General features: G+C 39.5%; 21 protein-coding genes. 9 read left to right on the top strand and 12 right to left on the bottom strand.

Annotation, left to right across the window (positions count from 1 at the left end; genetic code table 11):
• Window positions 1-392: 392 nt before the first annotated feature.
• Window positions 393-1946 carry a glutamine-hydrolyzing GMP synthase gene (gene guaA / locus ACTU7M_RS02850; protein ID WP_443472864.1) on the bottom strand — a complete coding sequence of 518 codons (1554 nt, stop codon included), beginning with the start codon at window positions 1944-1946 and terminating at the stop codon, window positions 393-395.
• 18 nt (window positions 1947-1964) lie between these two features.
• Entirely contained in the window at window positions 1965-2888 is a 924-nt protein-coding gene (gene coaA / locus ACTU7M_RS02845) for a type I pantothenate kinase (RefSeq protein WP_443472863.1), read from the bottom strand.
• Between the two features lie 232 nt (window positions 2889-3120).
• Between coaA and ACTU7M_RS02840 the strand changes: the two genes are divergently transcribed.
• The 6 genes from ACTU7M_RS02840 to fni are packed head-to-tail and all read left to right on the top strand — an operon-like array spanning window position 3121 to window position 8861.
• Window positions 3121-3363: a hypothetical protein gene (locus ACTU7M_RS02840; RefSeq protein ID WP_443472862.1), complete on the top strand. Its 243-nt coding sequence runs from the start codon at window positions 3121-3123 to the stop codon at window positions 3361-3363.
• A 1-nt stretch (window position 3364) separates the two neighbouring features.
• Window positions 3365-4720, top strand: coding sequence for a tripartite tricarboxylate transporter permease (locus ACTU7M_RS02835; RefSeq protein WP_443472861.1), 1356 nt, complete (start codon window positions 3365-3367; stop codon window positions 4718-4720).
• 28 nt (window positions 4721-4748) lie between these two features.
• Window positions 4749-5699, top strand: coding sequence for a mevalonate kinase (mvk, locus tag ACTU7M_RS02830; RefSeq protein WP_443472860.1), 951 nt, complete (start codon window positions 4749-4751; stop codon window positions 5697-5699).
• Window positions 5696-6703, top strand: a complete 1008-nt coding sequence (mvaD, locus tag ACTU7M_RS02825) for a diphosphomevalonate decarboxylase (RefSeq protein ID WP_443472859.1) — start codon at window positions 5696-5698, stop codon at window positions 6701-6703. Before mvk ends, mvaD begins: the two co-directional genes overlap by 4 nt.
• A 14-nt stretch (window positions 6704-6717) precedes the next feature.
• Complete coding sequence (locus ACTU7M_RS02820; protein WP_443472858.1) at window positions 6718-7788, top strand: phosphomevalonate kinase; 1071 nt, start codon at window positions 6718-6720, stop codon at window positions 7786-7788.
• An 11-nt stretch (window positions 7789-7799) separates the two neighbouring features.
• The gene (gene fni, locus ACTU7M_RS02815; protein WP_443472857.1) at window positions 7800-8861 is read left to right on the top strand and encodes a type 2 isopentenyl-diphosphate Delta-isomerase; all 1062 of its coding nucleotides are present in this window, start codon (window positions 7800-7802) and stop codon (window positions 8859-8861) included.
• A 301-nt stretch (window positions 8862-9162) separates the two neighbouring features.
• On the opposite strand, the gene ACTU7M_RS02810 is transcribed toward fni, so the two are convergent.
• The 3 genes from ACTU7M_RS02810 to ACTU7M_RS02800 form a co-directional block, all read right to left on the bottom strand.
• Complete coding sequence (locus ACTU7M_RS02810; RefSeq protein WP_443472856.1) at window positions 9163-10362, bottom strand: DUF308 domain-containing protein; 1200 nt, start codon at window positions 10360-10362, stop codon at window positions 9163-9165.
• A 230-nt stretch (window positions 10363-10592) separates the two neighbouring features.
• Complete coding sequence (locus tag ACTU7M_RS02805; protein ID WP_443472855.1) at window positions 10593-10916, bottom strand: AzlD domain-containing protein; 324 nt, start codon at window positions 10914-10916, stop codon at window positions 10593-10595.
• On the bottom strand, window positions 10906-11613 hold the full coding sequence (locus tag ACTU7M_RS02800) for an AzlC family ABC transporter permease (RefSeq protein ID WP_443472854.1): 708 nt from the start codon (window positions 11611-11613) through the stop codon (window positions 10906-10908). The genes ACTU7M_RS02805 and ACTU7M_RS02800 overlap by 11 nt, the downstream gene beginning before the upstream one ends.
• A gap of 125 nt (window positions 11614-11738) precedes the next feature.
• Between ACTU7M_RS02800 and ACTU7M_RS02795 the strand changes: the two genes are divergently transcribed.
• Window positions 11739-12440: an MgtC/SapB family protein gene (locus ACTU7M_RS02795; protein ID WP_443472853.1), complete on the top strand. Its 702-nt coding sequence runs from the start codon at window positions 11739-11741 to the stop codon at window positions 12438-12440.
• A gap of 38 nt (window positions 12441-12478) precedes the next feature.
• Here the strand turns inward: ACTU7M_RS02795 and ACTU7M_RS02790 are convergent, their stop codons facing one another.
• Entirely contained in the window at window positions 12479-13780 is a 1302-nt protein-coding gene (locus tag ACTU7M_RS02790; RefSeq protein ID WP_443472852.1) for a pyrimidine-nucleoside phosphorylase, read from the bottom strand.
• A gap of 16 nt (window positions 13781-13796) precedes the next feature.
• Window positions 13797-14492 (bottom strand): ribose-5-phosphate isomerase RpiA, encoded by a 696-nt coding sequence (gene rpiA, locus ACTU7M_RS02785; RefSeq protein ID WP_443472851.1) that lies wholly within the window; start codon window positions 14490-14492, stop codon window positions 13797-13799.
• A gap of 135 nt (window positions 14493-14627) precedes the next feature.
• On the opposite strand from rpiA, the gene ACTU7M_RS02780 reads away from it, so the two are divergent.
• Both ACTU7M_RS02780 and sdaAA read left to right on the top strand, forming a co-directional pair.
• Window positions 14628-15308 (top strand): serine dehydratase beta chain, encoded by a 681-nt coding sequence (locus ACTU7M_RS02780; protein WP_443472850.1) that lies wholly within the window; start codon window positions 14628-14630, stop codon window positions 15306-15308.
• A 10-nt stretch (window positions 15309-15318) separates the two neighbouring features.
• Window positions 15319-16224: an L-serine ammonia-lyase, iron-sulfur-dependent, subunit alpha gene (gene sdaAA / locus ACTU7M_RS02775; RefSeq protein ID WP_443472849.1), complete on the top strand. Its 906-nt coding sequence runs from the start codon at window positions 15319-15321 to the stop codon at window positions 16222-16224.
• A 43-nt stretch (window positions 16225-16267) separates the two neighbouring features.
• Here the strand turns inward: sdaAA and ACTU7M_RS02770 are convergent, their stop codons facing one another.
• Genes ACTU7M_RS02770 through ACTU7M_RS02750 form a run of 5 tightly spaced genes read right to left on the bottom strand, consistent with a single transcriptional unit; the run spans window position 16268 to window position 20656 of the window.
• A complete protein-coding gene (locus tag ACTU7M_RS02770; RefSeq protein WP_443472848.1) occupies window positions 16268-17338 on the bottom strand; it encodes an ABC transporter substrate-binding protein in 1071 nt (356 codons plus the stop codon).
• Window positions 17335-18177: an ABC transporter permease gene (locus ACTU7M_RS02765; RefSeq protein WP_443472847.1), complete on the bottom strand. Its 843-nt coding sequence runs from the start codon at window positions 18175-18177 to the stop codon at window positions 17335-17337. The genes ACTU7M_RS02770 and ACTU7M_RS02765 overlap by 4 nt, the downstream gene beginning before the upstream one ends.
• A complete protein-coding gene (locus ACTU7M_RS02760) occupies window positions 18177-18989 on the bottom strand; it encodes an ABC transporter permease (protein ID WP_443472846.1) in 813 nt (270 codons plus the stop codon). The genes ACTU7M_RS02765 and ACTU7M_RS02760 overlap by 1 nt, the downstream gene beginning before the upstream one ends.
• Window positions 18990-19000: 11 nt before the next feature.
• Window positions 19001-20089 (bottom strand): ABC transporter ATP-binding protein, encoded by a 1089-nt coding sequence (locus tag ACTU7M_RS02755; RefSeq protein ID WP_443472845.1) that lies wholly within the window; start codon window positions 20087-20089, stop codon window positions 19001-19003.
• 24 nt (window positions 20090-20113) lie between these two features.
• Complete coding sequence (locus ACTU7M_RS02750; protein WP_443472844.1) at window positions 20114-20656, bottom strand: helix-turn-helix domain-containing protein; 543 nt, start codon at window positions 20654-20656, stop codon at window positions 20114-20116.
• Window positions 20657-20797: the final 141 nt, after the last annotated feature.

The following is a 20797-nucleotide window of genomic DNA, read 5'->3' as shown; positions in this document are numbered from 1 at the left end:
TTTCAACATTTCACAAATAGACCGACAGGCAGAAAATATGCGTGTCGTTATATTTGGGATCAGAGTCTATATAGCAAGAATTACTTTTACTACTCTTATTGATTTCACAAGTGGGCATGCTAGCAGCACACGGTTTATAGTAACCAACTTATAAAAGTTCAATAAGGCAACAGAAGTTGCCGTTAACCGGCATTTGACCGAGCTGTCCGTATGGCTATAATTTCTTACGAAATGGTCAAAAATTCTTGGGAGATTAATTTCCTAATCTCGAGTTTTTATTTTACATTTTTTTTGGGGGATTGCAATACATTTTTTTATTTTTTGTAAGGATTTCTGAAAATTCCAAATAAAAAAACAGAGAGCCAATGCTCTCTGTTTTTTTATATCTTTGATTATTCCCACTCAATGGTTGCTGGTGGCTTGCTCGTAATATCATACACGATACGGTTAACGTGTTTTACTTCGTTAACGATACGGCGTGAGATAAGATCCAATACTTCGTAAGGGATACGTGCCCACTCTGATGTCATACCGTCTACTGAGTTTACTGCACGAATACCAATAGTGTAGTCATAAGTACGGCCATCGCCCATCACGCCAACACTTCTGATACCCGGCAGAACTGTGAAGTATTGCCAAACATCGCGGTCTAAACCAGCATTCTTGATTTCTTCACGAAGTATAAAATCAGATTCGCGAACGATTTCCAATTTTTCTTCCGTGATTTCACCAAGGACACGAATCCCTAGACCTGGTCCTGGGAATGGTTGACGCCAAACGAGACTTTCAGGCATACCTAATTCAATACCAAGCGCACGAACTTCATCCTTGAACAAGGTATTCAAAGGTTCGATCAATTTGAATTGCATATCTTCTGGTAAACCACCCACGTTATGGTGAGACTTGATAGTTTGCGCTGTATCAGTACCGCTCTCGATGACATCAGAATAGATAGTTCCTTGAGCCAAGAATTCAATACCATCAAGTTTAGTTGCTTCATCATCAAATACATTGATGAATTCAGAACCGATAATTTTACGTTTTTTCTCTGGATCAGCAACGCCTGCCAATTTAGACATGAAGCGGTCTTTGGCATCCACTTTAATGATGTTCAACCCAAATTTACCAGAAAGACTTTCCATTACCGCTTCTGCTTCGCCCTTGCGTAATAAACCGTGGTCAACAAAAATACATGTCAATTGGTCTCCAATCGCGCTGTGTAACAATACCCCAACTACTGAGGAATCCACACCACCAGAAAGCGCCAAGAGCACCTTTTTGTCCCCAACTGTTTCGCGAATTTTATCTACTTCGAAATCGATAAAATTAGCCATAGACCAATCGCCTTTACAGCCACAAATGTCAAATGCGAAATTACGCAACATTTCGTTGCCATGAATAGAATGGCGTACTTCTGGATGGAATTGAACGCCATAAAATTGACGTTCTACATTCGAGAATGCCGCTACTGGACACTGCGCATTTGTAGCAGTAACTTCAAAACCAACAGGAATATCGGTAATCAAATCACCATGGCTCATCAAAACAGTTTCAGTTCGTTCTAACCCCGAAAATAGTGGATCAGTCGTCCGTAAAATTTCAATATCTGATTTACCATATTCACGTTTAGCAGCTTTCTCTACTGTTCCACCAAATTGAGTAGTCATTAATTGCATACCGTAACAAACGCCCAGTATCGGCAATCCTAAATCATAGATTGCAGGATCGACTGCAAATGAACCCTCTGCATAGACACTATTCGGTCCGCCTGAGAAAATAATCCCTTTCACGTTTCCTAATGCCATGATTTTTTCAGCACTTGTCTTATGAGACAGTAACTCTGAATAAACGCCGAATTCGCGGATACGACGTGTCAACAGTTGGTTATACTGGCTTCCAAAGTCCAATACAATTATTTTTTCGACACTGCTAATTTCTGTAGTCATGAATATGTTTCCCTCCAATTAATACTTTTTAATATTCAAATAATCAATATGATGGTTATCTGTTTTATGGATAATCAAATCTGCTCGGGTCATGGTTGGTGCAATAAACTCTTGTAAGTTTTTCAAGTTTACACTTTTCCAAACACCACGAGCCATTGCAATTGCTTCTTCCCTATCGCCAATGGCATAATTATAGTAATAATTATCCGGTTGCCCTTGGGCCAAATCCATCAACATTTCGAACCTTTCAATGTACCATTTTTCGATATTCTCGACTTCAGCATCCACGTAGATGGAAAAATCAAAAAAATCGCTCGCATAGATTTGTTGATTGGAAGGAAGTTGAAGAACATTTATTCCCTCCACAATTAAAATATCGGGTTCGTGAATAACATTGAATTCATCAGAAATGACGTCATAAATTCGGTGAGAATAAACCGGGTACTTGACGTTGGGCTTACCTATTTTAACATCTAAAAGAAACTGAATCAATTTCTCCATATCATAACTTTCTGGAAACCCTTTACGATTCAAAATACCTCGCTTGATCAATTCAGCATTGGGATAGAGAAAGCCGTCTGTTGTCAACATCCCAATTGTCTTGTCAGGGTAGAATTTTCCAAGCAAATTTTGTAATACACGGGCAGTTGTACTCTTTCCTACAGCTACACTACCAGAAACGCCAATAATCATCGGAGCTGGTTCATATGGGCGATCTAGAAACAAACTTTTCACTCGTCTTAGATTACGATAATTTTTTGCATACAGATCAATTACCTCGACCAATGGCAAGTAAATGTCTTTCACGTCAGCGAGTGACAACTTATCATTCAATGAAATAAGACTTTCCAGTTTGTCTTCCGACAAAATTGGCACATCTTCTTGATGAAAGTTTTTCCACTCATTACGATTGATTTGGTAATAATTACTATTTGGAATCATCCTGAATCCTTTCCGGCAATTTGAATTTTTGCTTATTGTATCATAGATTGGGATATAAAAACTATAAACTTTAGTCAATCTCCTACTTTTTCATACACAAGTTTTTTATATTAAATTTTCCCAATATTGCGGTTAAGTTTTCTTAAATTAGTACAAGTTTTGTTTACTTTGTGTTGTTCTTTGCTAGAATTAGGATATAAAAACAGAATATTAAGAAGCGGTGGAGATGATATTGAATAATAAACAAAAATATCTTGAACTTTGGGGAGACTTGGTCAGCTCCAAGGACTTGATCCAAGCTATTATCCTATCAGGCGGGCTAACAATGGTCGGCTATTTTGTTGCGCCATCTGGTGATACGACTAGACAGTTGTTTTTTGGTCTGGGCGGTGCTGTATTGGCTATGGTAATTAACTCCATTACGATTAAGCCCAAACGAGATATCCAACAAAGTAAAAATCGGGAGGGAAAATAGAATGGATATGATCGTATTATTTCAGATGATACTTGCTTCAATTGGAGCGACTATTCTATATACAATCATCGGGTTTATACCTGGCACGGATGAAACTGCAGTGTTGATGCCTATAACTTTGGCGGTTGTTCTGTCTGGCGTCCACCCTATTGTGGTCCTGACTTTCTTTATATCGGCGATTATATCTTTGAATTTGATGAATGCCATGCCAACATTGGTCGTTGGTTTGCCGGGCGGTGTTTTATCAACGCCAATGATTGAGCATGCGATGACCATGAAAAAAGCTGGTTTGACCCATGAGAACATTCGTAAATCTGCTGCTGGGTCATTGATTGGGGTTGCAATAGCCGTTCCGACCAGCTTATTGATTGCGAACCTCATTGCGCCACATGCTGAAATCATCAAACAATACGCAAGCATATTGTTCGTGATTGGTGCCATTTTCCTATCTTTAATGGGAAAAGCAAAGCTTCTATCAATTGCCATGATCATTCCTTTGGCTATGTTGTTTCAAAGCTTGCGTACCATTTACTGGGACTTGGGGATAGTATCACCAGATAAAAATGTGACGACTTCATTTTTCCTGGGCATCACAGTAGGACCCTTATTAGTGAGTCTACTTTCATTCCTAACGAAAACAACACGTGAGGGTGCTGAAACAAGTTCGCTCAAAGAAACATTGATCCCATCATTATCAAATGCTGGATTAACCTTTAATCCCTTCAAAATTATTAAAAAAGATGAGTCCATCAGCGCGGCCTTATCTTCTTTATTTTCAACTTTCCTATTTGTTCTAAGTCCTGTTGGCATCATTATTTTATTTGGTGAAATAGTAGGAAAACGGAAAAAAGATTCTTTGGAAAAAGCAAGTACATCCATTATTACAATGAGTGCTTTAGCGCAGTCAACCTATTTGTCGGGAATTATCATTTGTGTGGTTGCTTTGGGAATTCCGTTATCCCCAGCTGCGATTGGACCTGGTGGCGCGTTGTTCACTGCCCCACCTGTATTCTCAATGGAAAACAATATCCACCACACACTGACACAAGGTGAATTCACGCTGGCGATTCTTTTAGGTGCCGGCCTTTCTATCGGTTTGGTTTATTATCTATCTTTACGCTATGCAACCCAAATCACAACATTTGTCTTGACTAAGATTCCCCATGAGGCCGTGCTTGGTCTGTTTATTGGCTTGGTACTCCTATTGGCTTATATGGATGCTGGATTATTGAATGTTTTCGGGGTTATGCTAATTGGTTTTATCTGTGGGAATCTGAATCGCCTCGGCATGAACTATGGGATTCAATTCATGACGTTATATGCTGCGCCATTTATTTTGTCATGGTTTATGCGCTAACAAATTTTAAGTTAAAGGAAGATGTCACATGTATGAAAAACACGCAAAAGGTTTGTCCCATGGAAAAATAATTCTCATGGGCGAACACGCGGTTGTCTATGGGGAACCTTCAATCGCTCTTCCCTTTCCAGCTGTCGAAGTTGTTGCAACGGTTGCACCTGCAACTGACGCGACAATTATTGATTGCTCTTATTACAGCGGGATAGCAGAAGATATGCCTGAAATTCTTCAAAGTTTAAAAACGGCTATTGAGACGGCCCTGAAAAGCATTGGTAAAGAAAAAGAAGCTTTAGCTATTTCAATTTCAAGCTCCATTCCTCCAGAAAGAGGCATGGGTTCGAGTGCAGCCGTTTCAGTAGCTGTTACACGTGCTATTTACAATTATTTCGATAAAGATTTAACACACGAGACACTATTAAAATTAGTAGATGTTTCTGAAAAAGTTGCGCACGGAAATCCGAGTGGTCTGGACGCTGTAACCACCAGTGGTGAGCACCCTGTATTCTATCGCAAAGGGCAACCTTTTACGGAATTTGAATTACAACTAGATGGCTACTTAATTGTGGGCGATACGGGAGTTACCGGTCAAACGAAAGCTGCAGTTGGAAGTATTGCTGAACGTCTTAACACAGACACCAAGTTACAGACGGAAAATGAAATTCACCAATTAGGCAAATTGGCAGAAAAAGCCAAACATTATCTAGAAACAAACCAGCCACAAAAATTAGGTGAAGCAATGGATAACGCTCATCTCCTATTAAATGATCTTGGGGTATCCAGTAAAGAATTAGACCAGTTAGTGGCTGCAGCAAAATCAGCAGGTGCTCTCGGTTCTAAATTAACGGGTGGTGGCCGCGGTGGTTGTATGATTGCCCTAGCAGCTACTGAAGCGGAAGCAAAAAACATCGCTCGTATTTTGGAAGAAAAAGGTGCTGTTAAGACCTGGATTACTTATTTAAATCAGGAGGTGACTGTGTGAGTAAAGCCGCAGTAAGAGCACATACCAACATCGCCCTGATCAAATATTGGGGAAAAGCAGATGAAGAACTTTTCCTCCCCATGAATAGCAGTCTGTCATTAACTTTGAACGGTTTGTATACCGATACATTTGTTGAAATTTCAGATGCTTTCACCGAAGATCAATTCAGATTGAATGGACAGCTGCAGTCAGAAAAAGAAACGGCTAAAATATCACATTTCCTGGATTTGTTTCGTAAAGAAGCGAATAGGAATGAATTCATCCATGTTGATAGTGTGAACCACGTCCCCACCGCAGCTGGCCTCGCCTCGTCAGCATCTGCTTTTGCTGCATTAGCAGGTGCACTAAATATGGCCATGGGATTAAACATGGATCTGCAGACATTATCTACTTTTGCCAGACGTGGCTCTGGAAGTGCGACCCGCAGTTTGTTTGGCGGTTTCGTCGAATGGCAAAAAGGATCCTCTTCAAAGGATTCAATGGCTATTCCTGTAGATGATGCTGATTGGGATATCGGTATGGTTATCGTCGCAGTCAATAAATCTGCAAAAAAAATATCCAGCCGCTTAGGAATGAAACAAACGGTTGAAACCTCCCCCTTCTATCCAGCTTGGGTAGAATCTGCAGAAAAAGATTTAGTCGCCATAAAAAAAGCGATCCAGGTACAAGATTTTGAGAAATTAGGCCAAATCACGGAACACAGCGCAATGAAAATGCATGGGTCGATGATGGGTGCAGCGACCCCTATTATTTACTTTGAACCGGATAGTATAAAAGCGATACAAGCGGTTCGAGAGTTGCGGGAACAAGGGATTTTATGTTATGTTACCATGGATGCTGGTCCAAACGTGAAGGTATTATGCCGTTTGTCCGAAGCTGAAAAAATTAAAGAAAAACTAACTGCGTATTTTTCAACCGAACAATTATTAATCAGCGGTCCGGGAAAGGGAATTCGTTCCTTAACTCCTGAAGAAGCTGCTGAGTATGATTGGTCACTCACGTAGAAAGGAAGAGAACATTGATAAAAGCTAGTGCACCGGGGAAATTATTTATTGCAGGTGAATATGCCGTCGTAACAAATGCTCACCCTGCTATCCTTGTAGCCGTTAACCAATTTATAACGGTCTCTTTAGAGGAAGCAATCGGTGAAGGGTCGATTCACTCCACGTTGAATGGTGGATTGCCTGTTCCGTGGACAAGGCAAGATGGCGCACTTTATATCGATGAACGTGAAAATCCTTTTATTTATATTACACAGGCAGTGAAAGTAACCGAAGAATATATAAAAGAGCAACAAAAGGAATTAGTCTTTTTCCACCTTTCGGTTGAAAGTGAATTGGATAACGCCAAGGGAAAAAAATACGGACTTGGTTCTAGTGGTGCTGTAACGGTAGCTACCATTAAAGCACTCTTGAAATTTTATGGCGTTCCATTCACTCCGGAATTCGTCTACAAATTAGCAAGTTTGGCCCATCTTTCTGTTAAGAGCAATGGTTCTTTCGGGGATATTGCTGCAAGCTGTTATACAGGCTGGATTGCTTATACTTGTTTCGATCGAGAATGGGTGAAGCAAAAATTAGAAGAAGTCACACTTACAGAATTATTAGCAATGGATTGGCCGGATTTGATGATTCGTCGGCTATCAGTACCCACAAGTTTAAAATTGCTGATAGGATGGACTGCGAGCCCTGCTTCTACTGCGCACTTGGTCGATAAGGTAAACAATAAACGTCAAGATATGGCGGATTTTTTTCCACAATTTTTACGTGAAAGTAAAAGTGTTGTTCAAAAATTAATTGAGGCATTTGACCAAAGTAATGTCAGCGCCATTAAAGATGGGATTCGCAAAAACCGTGCTCTCTTGCGCTCTTTAGCGGAAAAAACGGGTATTTCCATCGAAACTCCTTTGTTGGAGAAATTAATCGAAACCGCTGAGAAATTTGGCGGAGCTTCCAAAAGTTCCGGTGCTGGGGGCGGTGACTGTGGAATTGTATTAATTGATAACCCAGGAGCGATACCACTGTTGTTCAGTGAGTGGGAAGCAGATGGAATTCATCCATTGCCATTAGAAGTTTATCAAGAAGATTAAGGGGGTTCTACATGAACATCGATTCAAAACGTAAAGACGAGCATGTTGAATTGGCGGAGAAGCAATATCAAACTGCCAGTCAATCAGATTTCCAGAAAATACGGTTCGTTCATCACTCTTTTCCACAAATTAAAACAGATGATGTTTCTTTGGCCTCACATATGCTCGGGCATGACATGCCCCTTCCCTTTTACATCAATGGGATGACTGGTGGAAGTGATAAAACCAAAGACATCAATGCGCGACTGGCTGAAGTGGCCAAAGAGTTAAATTTAGTGATGGCTTCAGGTTCAGTGAGTGCCGCCATTAAACATCCGGAATTATCTGATAGCTTCCGGGTTATTCGCGAAGTAAACCCGAATGGCTTCGTATTGGCTAACGTGGGGGCACATCATTCGGTCGAAAATGCCAAACGAGCAGTTGCGATCCTGGAGGCAAATGCCTTACAAATTCATGTAAACGCACCTCAGGAATTGGTTATGCCCGAAGGTGATCGAGACCTTTCAATGTGGCTAAACCAAATCGAGCAAATCGTTGCGAACGTTGGTGTCCCTGTTATGGTCAAGGAAGTTGGTTTCGGAATGAGCCGTGAGACCGTTCAACAATTAATTAACGTTGGTGTTGAATGGGTGGATGTTTCCGGTCGTGGCGGAACAAACTTCGCAGCCATCGAAAATGCGCGCCGTATCACTTTCTCCTACGATGATTTAGAAAATTGGGGCCAATCCACAGTGATTTCCTTACTAGAAGCACATGACATGGCTGATGATGTTCATCTCCTTGCTTCTGGTGGCGTTAAGTCCCCTTACGATATTATTAAAGCATTGAGTTTGGGTGCAGAAGCTGTTGGTCTATCTGGACAATTTCTCCATATGGTCGTAAATGACGGCCCAGAAAAAACAATTGAAACAGTGAAAGCCTGGAAAGAAAAGATGATTGCCATCATGACTTTGTTAGGCAAAACTTCAGTTAAAGAATTACAAAAAACTGATCTAATCTTCCAAAGAGATATTATCGATTGGTGCGATATGCGCGGTATTGATTATCGCAAATTTAGCAAACGATCAAACTAAAAAAAATTCCCCGGTAGGAAAACACAAACAAATGAAATAATATAAAATATCTTCGATATAGCATTTTCTTGAATATGCTATATCGAAGATATTTCGTTATGAATTTATATAAAATGAAAATTGTTACATACACGCTGTTCGACCACCAATAGACACCCTTAGTGACTGAATTATTACTATGACGAATGATTCGTAAAAATTAAGCTATCACTCCCATATACAATATGTGGGAATGATAGCTTAATAAGGTGTTTTATTAACATCTGAAATCAGTATGTCACTCCACTACAAAAATAGTTTTTTAGTAACATTTAGAACAAGGTTCCAGTCCTCTTGCCAATGCATTGTCTAATGTATCTGGTGAATAGTTTCCATTCCCACATTTTCGAACATGGTATTTCGATCCTGTCGGAGTTACGAGAACTGTTTCTCCAACCTCTGCGTGGTTATGTTCTTCCACTGCAGCGGCTTCTTGAGCAGCCTCTTGTGCTGCTATTTCTACTTCAGCGGCTCTTTGTTCTGCCGCCACACGTTCTTCTTCTTCTTCTTCTTCTTCTTCTGCAATCCGTTTTTCTTCCGCAATTCGTTTTTCTTCTGCTTCTTTATTTTTCTGAATCGTTTCTTTAACTTCTTTAACACGTTTTTGATAATTACCTTTATCACTTGGAAGAGATTCTACTAAATCATTTGCATTTTTATAATTTTCATCAGATGGGGTTTTCTCTGCTAGAACAATCGCCTCTTCTGCAGCTTTAAATAAAGCTTCTTTTTCTTGAACATTTTTTTGCAATTTGCTAAGTCTTTCAGAAAAGTCGTTTTTGTTTAGTGATACAGCGGCAATTAAATTTTCAGCATTCTTCAGACTTTTTTTAGAAAGTTTTTTTTCTGCAACAGCCATTGCTTTTTCCGCTTCAACAGATTTGTAGACTGTCTTTAGCCTTTGATCAAAATTCTCGTACTCTTTAGCTAAAGATTCAATAAGCGTCGCTGCTTCATCATAATTTTCTTCCGACGGATCCTTCTCAGCCAATGCTAAAGCAGATTCAACCTTTTTGACCCTCTCTTCTTCTTCTTTTTGTTCGTTAATAAAAGCAATAAATTCTTCTGAGGGTGAAATCGTTATCGTTTCTTCTGCTTTAGAATCATCCAGGACTGATTGCACGATGACTTCTTCAACATTAATATCCGATAACTCATAAGCATATGAGAACACGCCTTCGTTATGGGAAACCTCGATACCAGCGATAGTTAAAATCGCTTTTGAGTTGGTACTCCCTTCAATTATCGCGGCACCATATCCATTCGTCTCCAACTGTGTTTTTTCAAACTTCAGGTTGGCAGCCGGAGGTGCCATGACCACCCCTACCACAAACGCTAGAAATGAAAACAACCCCAACATCAGTGCAGGCTTCTTAGGTTTCTTTTTAAATAAATCAATGATCAGTTTTACAATTCCTGAAATAACCCCTAAAAATCCTATCAAGATTAATACATAAGCCAATTCCTTCTCCTCCATTTCTTATTTTTGATAAATGGTTTTTCTCAAATTACCTTTATTTTTCTAATTTCCTCATTCTTAATAGGTGTAAACCCTTTTATATGAGTTACATTAATCTTACTATATATTGCTAACTTTGTGTATAAGATATTTACTCAAAATTGTAAATTGTTGAAAACATTCTAATTAAGGGCAAAAAACATAAAAAAGCAGACCAAATTTGGTCTGCTTTTTTATAGAATCCCAATAAGGATTGCGATGGATAGAACGCCAGCTAAAATCGAATAAATCATACTCTTTGTTTTATAGGCTACAAAAATAGTAATTAATGAAGGTATCAATTTCACATTGGCCAAGAAATTTAAATTTAAACTATCTTCCCAAAAAAATACATCTGTCGCTATAAGCGCAGCGAATATGGAAATTGGCAAGTACCCCATCCATTTCTGGAACCAAGTCGGTAATTGTGCATCTTTAAAAGCTAGTATCGGTATAAAACGCGGAAGATAGGTTACGATGGCCGATCCCAAAATAATAATAAGGATATCACGACTCATGAACGATACCCTCCTTTCGGTTCTTAATGATTTCCAGTGCAAGACCAAACAAAGAAGCCAATATGGAAGCAATTAAAATAGCAATTCCATTTTGTAGCAACATCTTCATCAAAACCGCAATAACGAGTCCAAACAACCCGGTCCAAACCATGATTTTATTCTCCATTTGAGAAACCAATAAATATATAAACATCGCAGTTAAGACATACGTCATGACAACCGTTGAAACTTCGAATGCATTACCTAGTAGCGAACCAGCGACTGTACTTACCACCCAAGCCAACCAAGCCGTAATACTCGCGGCAACTCCTTTTTGTGGCGTCCATTTTGGATCCAACTTGAATTTGAGCGTATTAACTGCAAAAGATTCATCAGTTATCACGTGGGCAAACATCATATTGAAAAGTGTTGATTCTTTATTCAGCCTCTGTGCAAAGGTTGAACTCATTAATAAATGCCTTAGATTGATAAAAAACACCATTGTTATGATTTCAAAAACGGCAGCTCCGCTCAAAGTCATGGAAGCAATCAAAAATTGAGAAGCCCCTCCATAAACTAACAAACTAGCCAAAAAAACTGCTATTGCATTAAAACCGGATTGTTGAAGAACAATGCCACATGCTAATCCCAAAGGAATATAACTGATGCTAACTGGAAAAATAGTTTTTATTCCTGCCAGCCACTCCTCCTTTTTCAAATTGGTTACCTCCTCATTAAAATTTAATATTTCTATCATAACACATTATCATCCATTTTATAGGGCTGTTTTTTTACTTTTCAACTGTAATCTCTTACAATTGAGTTAGGAAAGGATGTGGGATAATGTATGACTTAGATAATGTGGAAATTGCCCTGCGCTTACTCGTAGCGGTAGCTTTAGGCTTTGCGGTGGGTGTGGAACGTGAACGGAAGAACCAATCAGCAGGAATTCGTACAAATATTATCGTCTGTGTTTCTGCTTGTATCCTTACTATCATTCAAGTTGAATTGTCCTATATCATTATCAGAATGGTACTAGATAATCCCGAATTAGCGGGAAGCATAAGTACCGATTTTTCGCGGATTGTAGCTCAAATCGTAAGTGGAATCGGATTCCTGGGCGCAGGAGCCATTATCACCACCCAGGTTGATAAAGTTTCAGGACTCACGACTGCCGCAACTATTTGGGCCGTTTCTGGATTAGGAATTGCGGTAGGATTTGGTTATTATTTTTTGGCAGTCACAACGACCATGATTCTCGTAGCGGTTTTATATTTACTTAAATTAGTAACTAAACCAGGCGATAAATATATCTTAGATATCAAAATGACTAATCGGGAACAAATCAAAGAAATACGGGAACTTTTTACCTTATACAATCTCCGAACAACAGATGAAGATTTTGAAATGACACGCGTAAATGATGAACCCGTTTATCATTTTACATTTACCGTTTATATCCCTAAAAAAATTGAACCCAGTGATTTGATTACTGAGTTCTTGTCAATCGGCGAATCAATTGTCGGAATTTCATTTAAAGATTAAAAAGGATGTGCCCATTATCTTGGGCACATCCTTTTATACTATTCTGTAATAATCTTATGAACGAGGGTTGGTTCCACACGATTTTCACCATAATGATACGCTTGTTGGACCATTTCCTCTGCTTCAGCTGTTTTTTCAGTATTGGCATAAAGGGTTACAATGCTCTCGCCTTTTTCAACGAAGTCTCCCACTTTTTTATGCAATATGAGCCCTGCCGCCAAGTCAATCACGGACTCCTTAGTTGCTCTACCTGCTCCCAGTTTCATGGCCGCAACACCAATATCATCTGCAGTAATTTCTGTCACATAGCCTGTTTCAGTAGCCAATACCTCTTTCGTAAAGCTAGCTTGAGGCATTAATGCATAATTATCCACTACATCTGGATTACCATCTTGTGCAGACAAAAACACCTTGAACTTTTCCAATGCTTCACCATTCGTTAATTTCTCTTTGAGTAATGTTTTCGCAGCCTCCAGGCTCTCAGCGCCCCCACCCAGATAGACCATCTGGGAACCGAGCTCAAGACAAAGTTCCTCTAAGTCTTCTGGACCATTACCTTTTAAGGTTTCGATGGCTTCTTCTACTTCCAAAGCATTCCCGACTGCACGTCCTAAAGGCTGACTCATATCAGAAATGATAGCCATGGTTTTTCTTCCCGCTAGATTCCCTATCGATACCATAGCATGGGCCAAGTTTTCAGCATCTTCAGGTGTCTTCATAAATGCCCCTGCTCCAACTTTTACATCCAATACAATCGCATCAGCTCCAGAAGCGATTTTTTTACTCATGATGGAACTTGCAATTAATGGAAGTGAATTAACCGTACCCGTTACGTCCCGCAATGCATATAATTTCTTATCAGCGGGAGTCAAATCGCCTGACTGTCCCACAACCGCAACCTTATTTTCATTTACAAGTTCCATAAATTTCTCTTCTGATATTTCAACATGGAACCCTGGTACAGATTCCAGTTTATCGATGGTACCACCAGTATGACCCAAGCCACGACCACTCATTTTAGCGACTGGGACCCCGGTACTTGCCACAAGTGGTGCCAAAACTAAAGTTGTTGTATCACCAACTCCGCCAGTAGAATGTTTATCGACTTTTATACCTTCGATGTCAGAAAGATCAATTTGATCGCCTGACTCTGCCATTGCCATAGTCATTTCCATTCGTTCATTATCAGTCATGTCCTGAAAATAAACAGCCATTGCAAAAGCACTCATTTGATAATCCGGTATGGTACCGTCTGTAAATCCTTCAATCACAAAGCGAATCTCTTCTTTTGATAATTCCTTACCTTGTTGTTTTTTTACAATTAAATCAACCATACGCATACATATCAGCTTCCTCTCAGAATGTTTGTCTAACTACTTCAATATCTTGAACGCCATCATTTCTTCCGACCAATACACGGGTTACCATGTCCAAAAATAAACCATGTTCGACAACGCCGACCATTTGGTTCAGCTCACGTTCAAGAGCGTGCGGGTTTTCAATCGTACCAAGGTGCAAGTCGATGATATAGTTATCTTCATCAGTCAAATAAAAACTATCATCTTCATTTTTACGGAAAGTTGGCTTATAGCCTTTACCTTCAAGTTGATTAAATACTTGTTGGGACCCATATTTAATGACTTCCAGCGGTAATGGGAATGCCCCTAATTTTTCTACCATCTTGCTGTCATCCACAATCCAAATAACTTCTTTCGAATTTGAAGCAACGATTTTTTCAATCAGGTGTGCACCACCGCCGCCTTTAATGCCTTGGAAGTCGCTACTGATTTCATCTGCACCGTCTACGGTAATATCGATGTGATCAACATCGTCGATATTTTTTAAGGTAATTCCCAAGCCCAATGCTTGTTCTTTCGTGCGTTTCGAAGTCGTAACACCAATTATATCCAGACCTTCATCCTTAACACGGCGACCGATTTCCTCCACAAAATAATAAGCCGTTGATCCAGTTCCTAAACCAACAACCATTCCTGATTCAATGTATTCAGCTGCCTTTAAACCTACTGCCTTTTTTAGTTCCATGTTATCCATTCCCCTTAAACTTATTGCTTTCATTATAGCATAGCGCTTTCGTGCCAGAATAAAATATAGATTAGAAATGCGACTATTCGCCGGATTTTTGATATAATCAATGATGAGTTTATTCATAGATCGGGAGGAAAAGGTATGGCAAATACATTTCGTAGCGTTTTCGATATAATCGGACCCATCATGGTAGGGCCATCCAGTTCCCATACTGCTGGTGCATTGGCACTTGGAAAGGCAGCAGCCCAACTTTTCGGTATGTTGCCAAAAAAAATTACAATCCAATATTATGAATCTTTTGCGGATACCCATTTAGGTCATGGCACTGATTTTGCAATTTTGGGAGGTATATTGGGACTTAACGCGGATGATCCCATGCTCCCTAATGCAGTGGAAATGGCTGAATCACAGCATATAGAGGTACATTTCATAGAAGAGAAAGTCCCTTCTCCGGTCGGCCATCCTAATACAGCCCGGATGACGCTGGAGCGGGATGATTTGCGCATTGTCGCCACCGGTAGTTCAGTTGGTGGTGGAACCATTGCGTTGAATCAAGTGGAAATTGCAGAATTTCCCATGACAATAGATGGTTACCTCCCGCTTTATTTCATCAAACAAAATAGCCATCATCTTGGTTTATTCAAGATGGAAGATTGGGAAGATTTTTTTAAAAAACACGGCTATCATTTAACAGATATCCGCATCTTCCGTGAAGGCGAACTTGAATGGGTCATCCTCTACATGGAAACCACCCCTTCAAGTCTGATGATTTCAGAAATAAATAATATGCCGTTTATAGAACAGGCGATTTTAATCAAGTAGGAGGATGAAGATGTATCAATCGGTTGAAGAACTTGTAAATGATGCCTTGGAAAAAAAATTACCCATTTCAGAATTAATGGTTCGACAAGAAATGCTTACATCCCACCGTTCACGCGAAGAAATTTGGGAACAGATGCGTAAAAATTATTTGGTCATGAAAAATGCCGTTGAAAAAGGACTGGCTGGAGATGGGGTCTTTTCACCTACCGGTTTAACCGGTGGTGAAGCAGTTAAATTAAGAAATTACCGTAAAAAAGGTAAATCCTTGGCAGGTAACGACTTATTAGTAGCGGTCGAAAATGCGATTGCTACTAATGAAGTAAATGCCTCACTTGGCATCATTTGTGCCACACCTACTGCTGGATCATCTGGCACCTTGCCAGGGGTAATGTTCGGTATAAAAGATAAATTGGAATTGACTGAGGATCAGATGGTTCAAATGCTCTTTTGTGCGAGTGGTTTTGGTATGGTTATTGCCAACAATGCCATGATTTCAGGGGCTGCAGGCGGGTGTCAAGCGGAAGTCGGAAGTGCCTCTGGAATGGCAGCGGCAGCCGCAGTCGAAATTTCGGGTGGTACGCCTATCGAGAGTGCCGAAGCATTGGCAATGGCTTTGAGTAATCTTCTCGGTTTGGTATGTGATCCAGTAGCTGGTTTAGTTGAAATACCTTGTGTAAAACGGAACGCAATTGGTGCCGTAAACGCGCTCATTTCTGCTGACATGGCCTTAGCTGGCTTGACGAATAAAATTCCCGCTGATGATGTTATCGAGGCTATGCGTCGCGTTGGTGAGAACCTCCCCCCTTCCCTAAGGGAAACCGGTTTGGGTGGTTTGGCTGCAACGCGCGAAGGCGTGCGGCTGAAGATGAAGATATTTGGTACAGAGTTGGAAATTGGCGGGACTAATGTAGAATAATAAAAATGACTTGCATCGCAATTGTGCGGTACAAGTCATTTTTTTAGTTTCTATACATTTTGACTTCCAGGAATAAATCATTGTAAATACCCAACAATTCTGGTCCCAGGTTTTCATATACTTCCATATTTTCAATAGCCTTGTCAGAAGGATAAAATTGCTCGTCGGCAATTACTTCTGGGTCCATCAGTTCCATGGCAGAAGCATTCGGTGTTGAATAGCCGACATAATCAGCATTGATAGCTGCATTTTCCGGATCCAACATGAAGTTGATGAACGCATAAGCTCCTTCGACATTATGAGCTGTTTTGGGAATAACAATGTTATCGAACCATAAGTTCGTTCCCTCTTCTGGAATTACATAATGCAGATTCTCATTTTCCCAGATCATTTCACTTGCTTCTCCTGAGAAAGTAACAGCCATGGCGGCTTCTTCCTGAATCATGTACATTTTTATTTCGTCCGCAATTATGGCTTTGACGTTTGGCGTCATTTCTTTTAATTTCGCAGCTACATCAACCAAGACTTCGGGATTCGTTTCGTTCAAGGAATAGCCTTCGCTTTGCAAACCAATTCCCATTACCTCTCGCGCACCATCGATTAGCATCAAATCGTTGCGATAAGAATCATTCCAAAGATCATTCCAGGACGTGGGTGCTTCATCAATAAACTTATCATTATAGATAATTCCCAATGTCCCCCAGAAATAAGGGATAGAGTAACTGTTCCCTTCATCAAAACTCAAATCGAGGAAACGCGGATTAATATGGTCCAAACCTTCTATTTTTGAATGGTCCAGTTTCAATAGCATATTCTCTTCAATCATCCGGGAAATCATATATTCAGAAGGAACGGCGATATCATAGGATGTTCCGCCCTGATTTATTTTCGTATACATGGCTTCATTCGAATCGAAAGTTTCATAGGAAACTTTGTAACCTGTTTCCTCTTCGAATTTTTCAATTAAAGAAGGTTCAATGTAGTCTCCCCAGTTATAAATCGTCAAGGTATTTTCACCAGTGAAACCTTGTGCTTTATTCAAATAATCAATTCCAAATGCCAGTAACAAACAAACCGCTAAAACGGAAGCTGCTGCCCAGACTAATTTCTTCATGGCTTAACCACCTCATTCTGCGTAAAACCAACTGCTTTTACTGATTTATCACGTTTCTTTTGACCATACATTTGAATCGCGTTATAACCGAGTATCAAGACAAGTGTGAACAGGAACATTAAGGCACTTAAGGCATTGATTTCCAAACTTACGCCACGACGAGCCCGCGAATAAATTTCAACAGCTAACGTACTAAAACCGTTACCTGTAACGAAGAATGTTACCGCAAAATCATCCAGTGAATACGTAAAGGCCATAAAAAAGCCACTCAAAATCCCTGGGGTAATACTTGGCAACAAAATACGGGAAATGACTTGCCATGAATTGGCTCCTAAATCCTGTGCGGCGCTAATCATCGAATCTTTCATTTCGTATAAACGAGGCAAGACCATCAACACCACGATTGGAATAGAAAACGCAACATGTGCAAACAATACAGAAGCAAAGCCTAAACTGAATCCAATCAGAGTAAATAAAATCAATAAGCTCGCTCCGATAATAACATCAGGAGATACCATCAATACGTTATTCAAGCTTAGCAAAATTCTTCTCGTTTGTATTTTTTTGGTGTAATAAATGTAAATCGCACCGAATGTCCCAATTACGGTTGCAATTAATGCCGATAACAAAGCGACGAGGAGTGTGTTCAGTACAATCCCTATCAAACGTTTATCTTCAAAAACGGCTTGATAATGTTCCCAAGTAAATCCCGTGAACTCATTCATGGTTCCACCAGCATTAAACGAATAGAAAATTAAGTAGAAAATCGGCAAATATAAAACCATAAAAACAAGCACCAGATAAATATTACTCCACTTTGAATTAGCTGTTAATTTCATTATCTGCTGCCCCCTTTATCTTTTTTTTCGCCAGTAAGAATCATGATAACAATCATTGCCACAATTAGGACGACTCCGATTGTTGATCCCATCCCCCAGTTTTGCGTAACCAGGAAATGTTGCTCCACAGCTGTACCCAACGTGACTACACGATTTCCACCAATCATCCGTGTTAACATAAACAATGATAAAGATGGAATAAAAACAGCCTGGAACCCACTGCGGACGCCACTCATGCTGAGTGGGAAGATAACACGTTTTAAAGTTTCCCAACGATTAGCGCCTAAGTCATAACTAGCCATTTGCAATGAGGGATTGATTTCCATTATCGAGTTATAAATGGGTAGAATCATGAAAGGTAATTCAATATAAGAAGCAACAAATACAAAACTAAAGTCAGTAAATAATAGTTGTTGTGATCCGATTCCCAAAAACTCGAGGAATTGGTTCACAGAACCACTCTGGCTGAAAATCCCAATAAAAGCATAGGCTTTTAGCAACAAATTCACCCAAGTCGGCAGAATAATAAGCGACAGCCACAATTGTTTATTCTTTGTTCGACTCAAGAATAATGCGGTTGGGTAGCTGATTAAAAACGTCACTAACGTAATTAAGAATGCATAGAAAAATGAATTAAAAGTCATTGCTAAATAGTTGCCAGATGTAAAATAAGCCATGTAATTAGCAAATGTAAAATTACCAGAAATATCAAAAAATGATTGATATAAAATCAACAAAACCGGAATAATTACAAATAGTCCCAACCACAATATATAAGGGGCTGAGAACCAATATTTAGAACGTGTCGTCATTTTGGCCCTCCTTACTCTTCGTAGCTTTCGAGACGCGCATCGAATTCTTCTTCGGTTTCACCGAGACGCATAACGTGGATATCTTGCGGGGTAAAGTACAAGCCGACTTCTTTACCAATTTCTGCCTTTTTCGTTGAATGAACCATCCACTCATTACCATCAGCATCGTAACCAATAATTTCGTAATGTACCCCACGGAATAATTGTGTGTCTACTTTAACAATCAACTTTCCTTTTTCAACCGTCGTTAATTCCAAATCTTCCGGACGAATAACAATTTCAATTTTTTCTCCAGGAGTGATTCCAGCATCCGCACATTCGAACTCTTTGCCTACAAAATTGACACGGTAATCATCAACCATCGTTCCGGGTACGATATTACTTTCCCCGATAAAATCAGCTACAAAACGACTAATCGGTTCATCATAAATATCTACTGGCGTACCACTTTGAACGATATGTCCTTTATTCATTACAAATATCCAGTCACTCATTGCTAACGCTTCTTCTTGGTCATGCGTCACGAAAATAAAGGTAATTCCCAAACGTTGTTGAATTTCCCTTAGTTCATATTGCATTTCAGTACGTAATTTTAAATCAAGGGCAGAAAGTGGTTCATCCAGTAACAATACTTCCGGCTCATTCACAATCGCACGGGCAATCGCAACCCGTTGCTGTTGTCCACCCGACATTTCACGAATTTCACGTTTTTCATAACCCGATAACTGAACCATTTTTAAAGCCTCTTTGACTTTTTGTTCAATTTCGTTTTTAGGTAATTTTTTTAATGACAAACCAAATGCCACATTATCAAAAACATTCATATGTGGGAAAAGTGCATAGTCCTGAAACACGGTATTTACTTTCCGTTTATTTGGTGGGACATCGTTGACTACTTGATCATTGATCCGGATTTTGCCGTTTGTCGCATCCGTAAAACCAGCAATAAGACGTAGTATCGTCGTTTTCCCACATCCTGATGGTCCTAGTAATGTATAAAACTTACCTCGTTCTACCTCAAAATTAATATCATGCAATACAGTTTCATCATCATATACTTTATTTACATTTTCCAAAGTAATGATTGTTTCATTTGCCATTCCTTACACCTACGCTTTCATTATTTATAAATATGAATCTGTCACCACTAACAAAATGCGCGATTGCATACTACTTGCATTTCGTAATTGATGAAATTCAGAAGCTTCAAAATAAAAAGACTGTCCTTTTTTTATGGGATAGACATCTTCCCCCACCTGTAACTCGACTGCACCTTTCAAAACATAGCCAAATGTTTCGGATAAGGAGGGTGGGTATTGTTTAAACTCACCTTCTGGTTCTAATGTTAACATAACTGGTTCCATTTCTTTGTCATTTGAATCCGGAACTAACCAGGAGGTGGAGAAACCTTTATCATCATCCTTAAAAATTGTGACATCTTTTTTTGTGTAGACAATTTGTTGTGCTGTACTCTCTGGATCAAAAAAATCTTTCGGCGTCGTTCCAAGCACCTCCAAGATGTCAAAAAAGGTTTCCATAGAAGGTGAGCTGAAACCATTCTCAAGCTGGGATATGTAACCCTTTGTTAAATCAGTCCGTTCTCCCAGCTCTTCTTGCGTCAAATTCTTTTGAAGTCGCAACTCTTTTAATTTTTTCCCAATATCCATAGGACTACCTCTTTTCATCAGAAAGTTTAGTAAAAGTAATCTTTTAGTTTAGGTCCGAATATGATTATAATAGTCTTTCAGAAAAAGACAAGACTTTTAATGAAAAAAAACCTTATTCTTTTTCAGAATAAGGTTTCTCTA

This window comes from Jeotgalibaca sp. A122, assembly GCF_052266715.1.
In the GTDB taxonomy this organism is placed as follows: Bacteria; Bacillota; Bacilli; order Lactobacillales; family Aerococcaceae; genus Jeotgalibaca.
This window is presented reverse-complemented; position numbering and strand designations above follow the sequence as displayed.

Bases quoted from the DNA above. Each gene is read 5' to 3' on its own strand.
- guaA (WP_443472864.1), bottom strand. From the start codon at position 1,946: ATGACTACAGAAATTAGCAGTGTCGAAAAAATAATTGTATTGGACTTT.
- coaA (WP_443472863.1), bottom strand. From the start codon at position 2,888: ATGATTCCAAATAGTAATTATTACCAAATCAATCGTAATGAGTGGAAA.
- ACTU7M_RS02835 (WP_443472861.1), top strand. From the start codon at position 3,365: ATGGATATGATCGTATTATTTCAGATGATACTTGCTTCAATTGGAGCG.
- mvk (WP_443472860.1), top strand. From the start codon at position 4,749: ATGTATGAAAAACACGCAAAAGGTTTGTCCCATGGAAAAATAATTCTC.
- fni (WP_443472857.1), top strand. From the start codon at position 7,800: ATGAACATCGATTCAAAACGTAAAGACGAGCATGTTGAATTGGCGGAG.
- ACTU7M_RS02805 (WP_443472855.1), bottom strand. From the start codon at position 10,916: ATGAGTCGTGATATCCTTATTATTATTTTGGGATCGGCCATCGTAACC.
- ACTU7M_RS02795 (WP_443472853.1), top strand. From the start codon at position 11,739: ATGTATGACTTAGATAATGTGGAAATTGCCCTGCGCTTACTCGTAGCG.
- ACTU7M_RS02790 (WP_443472852.1), bottom strand. From the start codon at position 13,780: ATGCGTATGGTTGATTTAATTGTAAAAAAACAACAAGGTAAGGAATTA.
- rpiA (WP_443472851.1), bottom strand. From the start codon at position 14,492: ATGGATAACATGGAACTAAAAAAGGCAGTAGGTTTAAAGGCAGCTGAA.
- ACTU7M_RS02780 (WP_443472850.1), top strand. From the start codon at position 14,628: ATGGCAAATACATTTCGTAGCGTTTTCGATATAATCGGACCCATCATG.
- sdaAA (WP_443472849.1), top strand. From the start codon at position 15,319: ATGTATCAATCGGTTGAAGAACTTGTAAATGATGCCTTGGAAAAAAAA.
- ACTU7M_RS02770 (WP_443472848.1), bottom strand. From the start codon at position 17,338: ATGAAGAAATTAGTCTGGGCAGCAGCTTCCGTTTTAGCGGTTTGTTTG.
- ACTU7M_RS02765 (WP_443472847.1), bottom strand. From the start codon at position 18,177: ATGAAATTAACAGCTAATTCAAAGTGGAGTAATATTTATCTGGTGCTT.
- ACTU7M_RS02760 (WP_443472846.1), bottom strand. From the start codon at position 18,989: ATGACGACACGTTCTAAATATTGGTTCTCAGCCCCTTATATATTGTGG.
- ACTU7M_RS02755 (WP_443472845.1), bottom strand. From the start codon at position 20,089: ATGGCAAATGAAACAATCATTACTTTGGAAAATGTAAATAAAGTATAT.
- ACTU7M_RS02750 (WP_443472844.1), bottom strand. From the start codon at position 20,656: ATGGATATTGGGAAAAAATTAAAAGAGTTGCGACTTCAAAAGAATTTG.